Source organism: Janthinobacterium sp. C22, assembly GCF_057919405.1.
This window is the reverse complement of the sequence record NZ_CP193659.1, coordinates 1,787,121-1,798,639: the sequence shown is the minus strand read 5'-3', so window position 1 is coordinate 1,798,639 and position 11,519 is coordinate 1,787,121. Positions and strand designations below refer to the sequence as shown.

Below are 11,519 nucleotides of genomic sequence, written 5' to 3'. Positions count from 1 at the left end.
AAATTCCTGCATCGACCGCGTTGGGAGCGAGAGCCTGGCGCGGCTTGCCAGCGTCCGCGGGCCTTGCCCGCAACGCCGAAAGCACCAGTTGGCCCTGGCTGCCGACACGATCCACCGCGCCGATCAAGAGCCTAACTTACTGAAAACAAATACTATTTACGAAACAGAACTAGCTTGCCAAAGCACACAATACTTAGCATTTAATTATAGCACGCGAAAAATGTTTTTCCAGTGCGCGACATACCCTCAGGGCAAGGTTAGCGATTCACCAACTCGGCATCGCGTTCACGTTCCAGCTCGCCTTGCTCCTGCATGATTTCGCGGTAGCGTACACCAATTTTCTCCGATGGCAAACCCGACGCAAACAATTGCTGCAATTCCGCCTTCAAGGCATTCAATTTGATCTCGCGGATGGTGCTCACCAGCCACGACAATTCACTGTCGTAATCGGATTCCGTGCCGGCCGCGATCTCGCCGATGATCTCGTCATATTCGCTGCCCAGCTCCTTCAATTGCTGCGCCAGCGCGGCAAAGCTGCCGTGCTCGCCCAGCGCCTGGCCCACGGCCACCAGCTGCCCCAGGCTGTGCGCCGCATCGGGCCCCAAGTGCTGGAAGGCGGCCAGGGCCGCTTCATCGATGCGCAGGGTCAACGGCGGGTGCGCCACCAGCATGCGCATGATCTTCAATTCCAGGCCGACAGGCACGGGGCGGCCCGATTTCGGCGGCGCGCGGTGCGCCACGGCAACGGGTTTCGCCAGCTCGAACAGGGCTTCGATCTCGGCCGGCGTGGACTGCGTCAGCTGCGCCAGCCCGCGCACGATCTGCAGGCGCAGGGACGACGGCGCCATCAGCTGCAGCAATGGCTTGGCGTCGAACTGCACCCGGGCGCGCCCTTCCGGTTCCGACAGATCATGCTCGCCCGACACTTCTTTCAGCAAGAATTGCGACAGCGGCATCGCTTCATGCACTTGCTGCTCGAAACCTTCGGCGCCGAATGCGCGGATATAGCTGTCCGGATCGTGTTCCGCCGGCAAGAACAGGAATTTGATGGTCTTGTTGTCCGACACGTGGGCCAGGCTCGCTTCCAGCGCGCGGCGGGCGGCGCGGCGGCCGGCCTTGTCGCCGTCGAAGCTGAAAATCACGTTATCCGTCTGACGCAACAGTTTCTGCACGTGGGTGGGCGTGCACGCCGTACCCAGGGTCGCCACCGCTTGCGGGAAACCCATCTGCGCCAGCGCCACCACGTCCATGTAACCCTCCGTCACCAGCACGTAGCCGGCGTCGCGGATGGCCTGGCGCGCCTCGAACAAGCCATATAGTTCGAATCCCTTGGAAAACAAGGGGGTTTCCGGCGAGTTCAGATATTTCGGTTCGCCATGGTCGAGCACGCGGCCGCCAAAGGCGATGACCTGGCCCTTGGTATTGCGAATCGGAAACATGATGCGTTCGCGGAAACGGTCGTAGCGCTTGCGGTTGTTGCCCTCTTCATCGACCTTGTCGATCACGAGACCGGCCTCGGCCAGAGCCACCACGTCGTAATCGGGGAAAACGGAACGCAGATTATCCCAGCCGCCGGGCGCAAAACCCATGCCGAAGCGAGCGGCCACTTCGCCCGTCAAGCCCCGATTTTTGAGGTAGGCGATGGCTTCCGGCGCGTGGCGCAATTGCCCCCGGTAATAATCGCACGCCTGCGTCATGGCGTCGGACAGGGCCAGGCTTTGCGCCTGGATCTGCGCGCGCTGGGCCGGCGGGATCTTGTCGTCCGCTTCCGGCACGACCATGCCCACGTTTTGCGCCAGGTCCTTGACGGCATCGACAAAGCCCATGCCCGAGTACTCGATCAGGAAGCCGATCGAGGTGCCATGCGCGCCGCAGCCGAAGCAGTGGTAGAACTGCTTGGTAGGGCTGACGGTAAAGCTGGGCGATTTTTCACTGTGGAACGGGCACAAGCCCATGAAATTGGCGCCGCCTTTTTTCAGCTGCACATAGCGGCCCACGACGTCGACGATATCGACGCGGTTGAGCAAATCGGAAATGAAGGATTGAGGTATCACTGGCGAGGGCGGGTCTTGTTATAGGTCAGACTATACTACCGCACGTGGCCGGAGGTTGAGCCAGGTCAACGTGTGGGCTGTTTAACAGGCTGCCAGCGCGACGGCTGGCAGCCCTTGCTACTATTGTTGCTTACGCGGCTGGCGTCAAGGCTTTCTTGACCAGGGCGGACACCACGGTCATGTCAGCGCGGCCGGCCAGCTTCGGCTTGACGATGGCCATGACCTTGCCCATGTCTTGCGGACCGGCGGCGCCCGAGGCGGCCACGGCGGCAGCCACTTCGGCCGCCACTTCTTCATCCGACAGACCGGCAGGCATGTAGCCGATCAGGTGCACCAGCTCGGCTTTTTCGATGTCGGCCAGGTCAGCACGGCCACCGGCTTCAAACTGGGTGATCGAATCCTTGCGCTGCTTGATCATCTTTTCCACGATAGCCGTCACGTGGGCATCCGTCAATTCGATGCGCTCGTCGACTTCCTTGCGCTTGATTTCCGCCAGCAACAGGCGAATCGTGCCCAGCTTGCCCGCTTCCTTGGCGCGCATGGCGTTTTTCATGTCTTCGGTAATTTGTTCTTTCAAGCTCATGGCAATCCTCGTTGGTCAGTATGGGAACGGTGCTCGTGCGCGGCCAGAAACAAGTACGGGCCACAAAGCGAAAACCCGCTGCGGCGAACCGGAGCGGGTATGCGACTCATCTGAAGTATCACTCCAGGCGAATCAAAACAAAACCCGTGGCGAACAATGCGCCGAACTACCCGGGTTGGTTCTGACTGAACAGTCTTAGAATAATTTTTTCGGCAGTTGTTGGCTGCGGATGCGTTTGTAATGACGCTTGACAGCAGCTGCCAGCTTGCGCTTGCGCTCAGCTGTTGGCTTTTCGTAGAATTCGCGAGCGCGCAATTCGGTCAGCAGACCCGTTTTTTCGATGGTGCGTTTGAAGCGACGCATTGCGACTTCGAACGGCTCGTTTTCTTTAAGGCGAATAGTGGTCATGTAAAATTCAAACCGTTGAGGTGGTGTATAGGAAGAGATAGATAGTAGCAGCTTTTATTCGGAAAGGGAAGCCCCTCCCCACTTGCGTGCGGCATGCAGCCTGAGGTCGCTGCCGGAATGTGGCGTAAACCACGCACCGGTGCGCCCATCCTACAGACTTGCTTACTGCAAGGCAATACCTGCCGCCACGCCGGAAGCCCAGGCCCACTGGAAGTTGTAGCCGCCCAGCCAGCCCGTCACGTCGACCGACTCGCCGATGAAATACAGGCCCGGCACCTTATTGGCCATCATGGTCTGCTGCGACAGTTCGCGCGTGTCGATGCCGCCGCGCGTCACTTCCGCCTTGCGGTAGCCTTCGGAACCGTTGGGCACGATGGACCAGGCATTGATGGCCTGGCCCAGCTTGCGCAGCTGCGCGTCGGGCATGTCGGCGATGCGCGCGTCCGGCGCCAGGCCGTTGACAGCCAGCAGGCAGTCGGCCAGGCGCTGCGGCAGCCATTGGGCGACGATATTGCCCAGCTGCTTCTTCAGGGTGCCCTTGCCTTCGATCAAGGTCTGCGCCACGTCCACTTCCGGCAGCAGGTTGATGACGATGGGCTCGCCCGGCAGCCAGTAGCTGGAAATCTGCAGGATCGCCGGGCCCGACAGGCCGCGATGCGTGAACAGCAAATCTTCGCGGAAACGCGCACCCGTGGCCTTGCGGCCTTTCAGGCTGCCCGTTTCCACATCCACTTCCAGCGCGATGCCGGACAGTTCCGCGAACGGCGCCCAGCTGGCCGGGTCGAACGTCAGCGGCACCAGGGCCGGACGCGGCTCGACCATCGCCAGATCGAATTGCTTGGCGATGCGGTAGGCAAAGTCGGTGGCGCCGATCTTCGGGATCGACAGGCCGCCCGTGGCGATGACGATGCTGGCCGTCTCGATGTCGCCGCTGTCCGTCTGCAGCACGAAGCCGCCGTCCGCTTGCTGGGCAACATTGTCGATCTTGCACGGCATGCGCCAATGCACACCGCCGGCGGCGCACTCGTCCTTGAGCATGTCGATGATCTGCTCGGCCGATTCATTGCAGAATTGCTGGCCCTTGTGCTTTTCGTGGTAGCCGATCCGGTATTTTTTCACCAGCGCGAGGAAATCCTGCGGCGTGTAGCGCGACAGCGCGCTCTTGCAGAAATGCGGGTTTTCCGAGAGGAAATTTTGCGGGGTGGCGTTGATATTGGTGAAGTTACAACGCCCACCCCCTGAGATGCGGATCTTTTCGGCCAGCTTGGCCGCGTGATCGATCAACACCACGCGCTTGCCTTGCTGGGCGGCAACAGCCGCACACATCATGCCGGCCGCGCCCGCGCCGATCACTGCCACATCAAATTGTTTTGCCATAAGAATTCCGGTCACCGCTGATTACAAAGACGCCATTGTAAACTGCGGCGGCGCGGCTAGCGCGGCCGTGCCGCAATCTGCCGCGATGCCATCAGGCATTGCTCCACCTGCTCCGCGATCGACGGCGGCACGGGCAGCTCGCCGCGCAGCACGGCCGCGATCCAGGCGGCCGTGGTGGCCGCGTCGCGCTCGGCCGGCAAATGCGGCAGTTCTACCAGTAATTGCTTTTCCACCAGCACCGTGCGTTCGCCGCCGTGAAACCAGTCGATCTGCTGCGCCTTGTTGGCGTTGGCCACCGTTTCTCCCTCCGTGCCACGCATCAGGAAGGCGTCGCCGCGCGCGGGATCACAGGCGGTCAGGAAATACTCACCGAGCATTTCCAGGTATTCGGGATGCGTGTACGACACCAGGCGCAGGGCGGGCCCGGCGAACGGCTGCATGATTTTCACCAGGGTGTGCGTGGAATTGCGCACGCCCAGCACGCGCCGCAGCGACAGCATGTGCGCCAGGCGCGGCGCCAGCGCGTCGATCGGCAGGAAGGCCGCTTCGCCGCGCGCCATGGCGGCCTCGGCTTGCGCATGGTCGAGCGAGGCGGGCACGCCCAGCGCGGCCAGCACTTCGGCCGTCGTGATGCGGCCCGGGTCGCTGGTCACGCCATGCACGAGCACGGGTGCGCCGGCCCGCGCCAGCAGCAGCGCCAGCAAGGCCGTCAGGTTGGCCATCTTGCGTGCGCCGTTGTAGCTGGGAATGATGATCGGGGCGAACGCGCCTGCCGGCGCGGCCAGCGGGGCGAACGAGGCTTCGGCAGCGTCGAGGAAGCCGGCGATCTCGTCCACGGACTCGCCCTTGATGCGCATCGACAACAAAATGCCGCCCAGTTCCAGGTCCGACACGCGGCCCTCGAGCATGGCGCGGTACAGGGCGCAGGCGTCGTCACGCGTCATGCTGCGCGCGCCGTTCTTGCCGCGTCCTATTTCTTTAATGAAACGCGCGGCGGGGAATGGCTCGCCGGCCACGTCGGTATGGGGGATGGAAACAGTCGTCATGGCGCCAGCTTACACGGATTTTTCCCCTTGCAGACGGGCTGGCGGATGCCATAGGCGCCGATGCAACAGTCTTTCCAGCTATTTTTTGATGAATGTGCTTCGTGCCTGCATCCAAACGCGCCGCCGCTGCGTATAAGACTGCACAGGGGGGAACTCATCATGGAACACGCGATCAAACAGGAAACTGCCTTCGTCGGCATCGAAACGGGCAAGCTGCTGCTGAAAGCCGTGCTGCGCTCGGGCGGCGACGTGCTGTGCAAGGTGTTGGAAAACGATATGGCCGGCTACCGCTGGCTGCGCAGCTGGCTGCAAAGGAACGACGTGCCCGTCATGGGCTTGCGCGTCTGCATGCGCCTCGACGCCCCGTACAGCGAGACGCCGGCCCGCGCGCTGGCGGACATGGGCATGCTGGTCTGCGACGCCCAGCCCGCGCAGATGGCAGACTATCTGCGCGGCCAAGGCTTGCCCGAGAACGCGGCGCACGGCGCCGTGGTGCTGGCCAATTACTGCGAGGACAAACGCCCCGCTGGCTGGACGCCGCCCTCGCCCGCCTACGTGGAACTGCGCCTGTGGCTGCGCCGCCTGCACGCCATTGTAGGCGTGCGCAAGCAGGAGTCGGCGCGCCTCGATGCCCATCTGCAGGCTGGCCAGCATGCGCTGCACGCCCTGTTGCGCCAGCAAATCGCCTGCCTGGACGCGCAGATACGCCAGCATGAAACGGCCATCCTCGCGCATGTGCGGCGCCATCCCGGCCTGCCCCGGCCGCCCGAGCTGGCCGGCAACTACCAGCGCATCGCCCGCTACAGCGTTGGCGCCAGCCTGGCCGGCGGCCGCTGAGCGCCCGGCGGCAAGGGGCCGGCGGCGTGCCGGCCCTGCCATAAAAACAACTCATGCATTCCCGTTTTGGCCCCATCCCCGCCGCCAGGCCGCATTTCCGCTACACTATTGCCTCTTAAAGAACGCAATAGCGAAAGCCGAGCCAGAATCATGAATACGCCAGACATCGAAAATATCAACGTCACCTCTTTCGCGCCCATGCCGACACCGGCCGAACTGCACGCCAAGCTGCCCCTGTCGGAGAGCGCCTTCGACACCGTCAGCCGCGGCCGCGAAGCGCTGCGCAACATCATCGACCGCAAGGACCAGCGCCTGTTCGTCGTCGTCGGTCCGTGCTCGATCCACGACCCCGTCGCCGGCCTCGATTACGCGCGCCGCCTGAAAGCGCTGCAAGAGGAAGTCAAGGATACGATGCTGCTGGTGATGCGCGTGTATTTCGAAAAACCGCGTACCACCACGGGCTGGAAGGGCTATATCAACGACCCGTACATGGACGATTCGTTCAAGGTCAACGAAGGCATGGAAAAGGCGCGCCAGTTCCTGCTCGACGTGTGCGAACTGGGCCTGCCCACCGCCACCGAAGCGCTGGACCCCATCTCGCCGCAATACCTGGGCGACCTGATCGCCTGGACCGCCATCGGCGCGCGCACCACCGAATCGCAGACGCACCGCGAAATGTCGTCGGGCCTGTCGACACCGGTCGGCTTCAAGAACGGCACCGACGGCGACATCAGCATCGCCGTCAACGCGATTTTGTCGTCCGCGCACCCGCACTCCTTCCTGGGCATCAACGGCGAAGGCAACGTCGCCATCGTGCGCACGCGCGGCAACGCGTATGGCCACGTGGTGCTGCGCGGCGGCGACGGCCGTCCGAACTACGATTCCGTCTCGATCGCCATCGCCGAACAGGCACTGGCCAAGGCCAAGCTGCCCGCCAACCTGGTGGTCGACTGCTCGCACGCGAACAGCTATAAAAAGCCGGAACTGCAGCCGCTGGTGATGGGCGACGTGGTCAACCAGATCCGCCAGGGCAACCGCTCGCTGGTGGGCGTGATGATCGAATCGAACATCGTCGGCGGTAACCAGAAGATCCCGCAAGACCTGTCGCAACTGACCTACGGCTGCTCCGTCACGGACGGCTGCATCGACTGGGACACGACGGCCACCATGCTGCGCGACGCGCATGCGCATTTGGTCAATCGCCCAAAATAATGCCGGCGATGTTGTCGGATTACGGCGCTTTGCGCCTAATCCGACCTACGAATTGAGCCGCGTAGGTCGGCTTAGCGCGTAGCGCGTAAGCCGACACATCACTGCAGACAAAGAACGGCGCCCTGTGCGCCGTTTTTGCTTTTCCCTTCATCACGCCATCTGCACATGCGGCAGCACGGCGAACGATCCCGCCAGCGCCTGCTCCGCCTTGCTGGCCGGGATATTCAGTTCATTGACGTCCAGGTAGATGCGCCCGTCCAGGATGCGCACGGCGTACATGCGCGCCATGCCTTGCACGGGCGCCACCAGGCGGCCCGAATCGAGCTCGATGATCCAGCCGTTCTTCGGCCCCATCAGGTTTTTCTCCATCAGCACCCCGTGCGCCAGCGGGCCGCCCAGGCAGGGCACCGTGTCGAGCAGCGCGTACACCGTATCGTCAGCCGCGCGAAACAGCGCCACGCCGGGCAAATCCTGCCACGCCAGGCCCCGCTGCACCATGCGCGCGCCCGCCAGCGGCATGTCCTTCAGGCGGCAAATCATTTTCCATTGTTCCGACATCGCAAGCTCCCTTGAGAAAGGCACACGCCTGTCTAAGCAAGAGCGGTGCCAGTGCCGTTCCAGGCGCAGAGCAGCCGCAATCCCGGGCAAAACCGGCCTGCGGCGCACTGCGCAAGTGCACACTGCCGCCGAAATGGTGCGCCGGCCGCACGGTGGACTGCCCGGCTTTCCTTTACAATGGCGGATTACTCCTCCCTATTCAGTACCTTCATGATTGTTCTTGGCGTCGAATCCTCCTGTGACGAAACCGGCCTGGCCTTGTACGACACGCAACGCGGCCTGCTGTCGCACGCCCTCTATTCGCAAGTCGCCATGCACGAGCAGTACGGCGGCGTGGTGCCGGAACTGGCGTCGCGCGACCATATCCGCCGCGCCATCCCGCTGCTGGAAGAGACCCTGACGAAGGCCGGCATCGGCCTGTCCGAAATCGACGCCATCGCCTACACGCAAGGGCCGGGACTGGCCGGCGCGCTGCTGGTGGGATCGTCCGTGGCCTGCAGCCTGGGCCTGGCCATCAACAAGCCGGTGCTGGGCATCCACCACCTGGAAGGCCATTTGCTGTCGCCGCTGCTGGCGTCCGAGCCGCCGGAATTCCCCTTCATCGCGCTGCTGGTATCGGGCGGCCACACGCAACTGATGCGCGTCGATGGCGTGGGCCAGTACACGATGCTGGGCGAAACCCTGGATGATGCGGCCGGCGAGGCGTTCGACAAGTCGGCCAAGCTGCTGGGCCTCGGTTACCCGGGCGGCCCCGCCATTTCGCGCCTGGCCGAATTCGGCGACCCGCTGGCGTATAAGCTGCCGCGCCCCATGCTGCACTCGAAGGATTTCAACTTCAGCTTTTCCGGACTGAAGACGGCCGTGCTGACCGTGGTGAAAAACCATGAAGAAAAAGTCATCGCCAATATCTGCGAGCAGGACAAGGCGAACATCGCGCGCGGCTTCGTCGACGCCATCGTCGACGTGCTGACCGCCAAATGCGTGTCGGCCCTCAAGCACACGGGCTTGAAGCGCCTGGTGATCGCCGGCGGCGTGGGCGCCAACGCGCAGCTGCGTGCCTCGCTCAACGCGGCCGCCGCCAAGAAGCGTTTCAAGGTGTATTACCCGGAGCTGGAATTCTGTACCGACAACGGCGCCATGATCGCCTTTGCCGGCGCCATGCGCCTGCAGATCAACCCGGCCGCCGCCAAGCACGATTACTCGTTCAACGTGCGCCCGCGCTGGCCGCTGGACGAAATCCGCGAAGTCTGATCACGCCAGCAGGAAATTGCGCGCGCCCGCCAGGGCCGCGCCCTCTTCCACCGTCTCATCCTTCAATGCCACGCCCGACAACTGCCGGCTGAACGCCTGCGACAGCAGGTAGTGCAGCCGGTACGCGGCCGGCGCATACGCCAGCCCTTCCGGGCGCACGTTCGAGATGCAGTTGCGGCGCTCGTCCAGCAAGCCTGCCTTGGGCGCCCACGTCAGGTACAGGCCCAGGCTGTCCGGGGAACTCAAGCCCGGCCGCTCGCCGATCAACACCAGCACGGCCCGCGCTTTTATCAATTCCCCCACCTCGTCGCCGACGGCCACGCGTCCCTGCGCCACGATGTGCACGGGCGACAGCGTCCACGCTTCCAGCGCCAGCCGTGCGCGCAGGGCGGCCAGGAACGGCGCCGCGTGGCGTTGTATCGCCAGCGCCGACAGGCCATCGGCCGCCACCAGCGCCAGATCCACTCCCGTCGTCCCTGCGGCCAGGCGCACCCGTGAAGCGTCGTCGAGCCGGCGCCCCAGGTCGGGGCGCTGCAGGTAGTCGGCGCGCGTGACGGCGGCGCTGTGCAGCTGCACGCAGGCTTGCCCCTGCGCGGCCAGTGCGCTTGCCAGCGCTTCGCCATCGAGGGCCAGGTGCACGGCGTCGCGCGCCTGCGCATGGGCCAGCTGGAACTCCAGCTGCGCGCGGGCCGGCACGCTTACGCCGCGGCGCCCCAGCGCGATGCGCGCCGCCGTATGCGCGCGCAGCGTTTGCCACGGGGTTTTCTCGTCCATGTATCCTCCTAATCTTCCAGGCGCAGCAGGGCCGCCTGGAAGGCCGGCGCCAGCGCCACGTTCAGATTTCCCTGCGCATCCGTGATCCGCATGCGCGCCAGCCAGGCCGCGAATTCGGGCGCGGGGCGCAGGCCCAGCACGCGGCGCGCATACAGGGCGTCGTGGAACGAGGTGCTCTGGTAGCCGAGCATGATGTCGTCCGCGCCCGGCACGCCCATGATGAAATTGCAGCCGGCCACGCCCAGCATGGTCAACAAGGCGTCCATGTCGTCCTGGTCCGCTTCCGCGTGGTTGGTGTAGCACACGTCGCAGCCCATGGGCAGGCCCAGCAGCTTGGCGCAGAAATGGTCTTCCAGCCCCGCGCGCAGGATCTGCTTGCCGTCGTACAGGTATTCCGGGCCGATGAAACCCACCACCGAATTGACCAGCAGCGGTTGATACGCGCGCGCCACCGCATACGCGCGCGCCTCGCACGTCTGCTGGTCCATGCCGTGGTGGGCGCCGGCCGACAGGGCGCTGCCCTGGCCCGTCTCGAAATACATGACGTTGCTGCCCACCGTGCCGCGTCCCAGCGACAGGGCCGCCGCCTGCCCCTCGGCCAGCAGAGACAAGTCGATGCCGAAGCTGCGGTTGGCCGCCTGCGTGCCCGCCACCGACTGGAACACCAGGTCGACGGGCGCGCCGCGGCGTATCGCTTCGAGCGTATTGGTAATGTGCGTCAGCACGCAGGACTGCGTGGGAATCTGATATTGATCGATGACGGCGTCGAGCAGCTGCAGCAGCGCAACCACCTGCGCCACATTGTCGGTGGCGGGATTGATGCCGATCACGGCGTCGCCGCTGCCCAGCAGCAGGCCGTCGAGCATCGACGCGGCAATCCCCGTGGCGTCGTCCGTCGGGTGGTTCGGCTGCAAGCGCGTGGACAGGCGCCCTTCCAGCCCCAGGGTATTGCGGAAAGCCGTGACGACCCTGCACTTGCGGGCCACCAGCACCAGGTCCTGCAGGCGCATCAGTTTCGAGACGGCGGCGGCCATTTCCGGCGTGATGCCGGGCGCGACACGCGCCAGCGTGGGTGTGTCCGTCGCGTCATCGAGCAGCCAGTCGCGAAAGTCGCCCACGCACAGGTGGGAAATGGGCGCGAACGCGGCGCGCGCGTGGGTGTCGACGATCAGGCGCGTGACTTCATCGTCTTCATACGGCACCAGCGCCTCATTGAGGAAGGTCAACAGCGGCACGTCCGCCAGCGCCAACTGCGCCGCCACCCGCTCGCGCGCGCTGGCGGCCGCCACGCCGGCCAGCACGTCGCCGGAACGGGGCGGCGTGGCCTTGGCCAGCAGCTCCTTCAGGCTGGCGAACTGGTAAACATGGCTGTCTATCGTATGGCTGAAGCGGGGCATAGATTGTGCTCCAAGGCATCCC

11 protein-coding genes are annotated in these 11,519 nt (G+C 64.3%); 3 read left to right on the top strand and 8 right to left on the bottom strand.

What is annotated here, in order from left to right; translation table 11 throughout:
* Positions 1–257 precede the first annotated feature (257 nt).
* From dnaG to ybiB, 5 genes are all read right to left on the bottom strand, one after another.
* On the bottom strand, positions 258–2,054 hold the full coding sequence (gene dnaG, locus ACRHIG_RS08280; RefSeq protein WP_489629891.1) for a DNA primase: 1,797 nt from the start codon (positions 2,052–2,054) through the stop codon (positions 258–260).
* Positions 2,055–2,184: 130 nt separating this feature from the next.
* Positions 2,185–2,637: a GatB/YqeY domain-containing protein gene (locus ACRHIG_RS08275; protein ID WP_070287781.1), complete on the bottom strand. Its 453-nt coding sequence runs from the start codon at positions 2,635–2,637 to the stop codon at positions 2,185–2,187.
* Positions 2,638–2,832: 195 nt separating this feature from the next.
* Positions 2,833–3,045: a 30S ribosomal protein S21 gene (gene rpsU / locus ACRHIG_RS08270; protein ID WP_008451879.1), complete on the bottom strand. Its 213-nt coding sequence runs from the start codon at positions 3,043–3,045 to the stop codon at positions 2,833–2,835.
* 162 nt (positions 3,046–3,207) lie between these two features.
* A complete protein-coding gene (locus ACRHIG_RS08265; protein ID WP_489629890.1) occupies positions 3,208–4,422 on the bottom strand; it encodes a BaiN/RdsA family NAD(P)/FAD-dependent oxidoreductase in 1,215 nt (404 codons plus the stop codon).
* A gap of 56 nt (positions 4,423–4,478) precedes the next feature.
* Positions 4,479–5,468: a DNA-binding protein YbiB gene (ybiB, locus tag ACRHIG_RS08260; protein ID WP_489629889.1), complete on the bottom strand. Its 990-nt coding sequence runs from the start codon at positions 5,466–5,468 to the stop codon at positions 4,479–4,481.
* Between the two features lie 159 nt (positions 5,469–5,627).
* On the opposite strand from ybiB, the gene ACRHIG_RS08255 reads away from it, so the two are divergent.
* Both ACRHIG_RS08255 and ACRHIG_RS08250 read left to right on the top strand, forming a co-directional pair.
* Complete coding sequence (locus ACRHIG_RS08255; protein ID WP_489629888.1) at positions 5,628–6,305, top strand: hypothetical protein; 678 nt, start codon at positions 5,628–5,630, stop codon at positions 6,303–6,305.
* A gap of 150 nt (positions 6,306–6,455) precedes the next feature.
* A complete protein-coding gene (locus tag ACRHIG_RS08250) occupies positions 6,456–7,517 on the top strand; it encodes a 3-deoxy-7-phosphoheptulonate synthase (protein WP_489629887.1) in 1,062 nt (353 codons plus the stop codon).
* 150 nt (positions 7,518–7,667) lie between these two features.
* On the opposite strand, the gene ACRHIG_RS08245 is transcribed toward ACRHIG_RS08250, so the two are convergent.
* Positions 7,668–8,075, bottom strand: coding sequence for a nitrite reductase (NAD(P)H) small subunit (locus tag ACRHIG_RS08245; RefSeq protein WP_489629886.1), 408 nt, complete (start codon positions 8,073–8,075; stop codon positions 7,668–7,670).
* 210 nt (positions 8,076–8,285) lie between these two features.
* Between ACRHIG_RS08245 and tsaD the strand changes: the two genes are divergently transcribed.
* On the top strand, positions 8,286–9,326 hold the full coding sequence (gene tsaD / locus ACRHIG_RS08240; RefSeq protein ID WP_070287772.1) for a tRNA (adenosine(37)-N6)-threonylcarbamoyltransferase complex transferase subunit TsaD: 1,041 nt from the start codon (positions 8,286–8,288) through the stop codon (positions 9,324–9,326).
* Here tsaD and eutC read toward each other — a convergent pair whose 3' ends face one another.
* Positions 9,327–10,100, bottom strand: a complete 774-nt coding sequence (eutC, locus tag ACRHIG_RS08235; protein WP_489629885.1) for an ethanolamine ammonia-lyase subunit EutC — start codon at positions 10,098–10,100, stop codon at positions 9,327–9,329. It lies immediately after the preceding gene.
* 8 nt (positions 10,101–10,108) lie between these two features.
* Complete coding sequence (locus ACRHIG_RS08230) at positions 10,109–11,497, bottom strand: ethanolamine ammonia-lyase subunit EutB (protein ID WP_489629884.1); 1,389 nt, start codon at positions 11,495–11,497, stop codon at positions 10,109–10,111.
* Between the last annotated feature and the right edge of the window lie 22 nt (positions 11,498–11,519).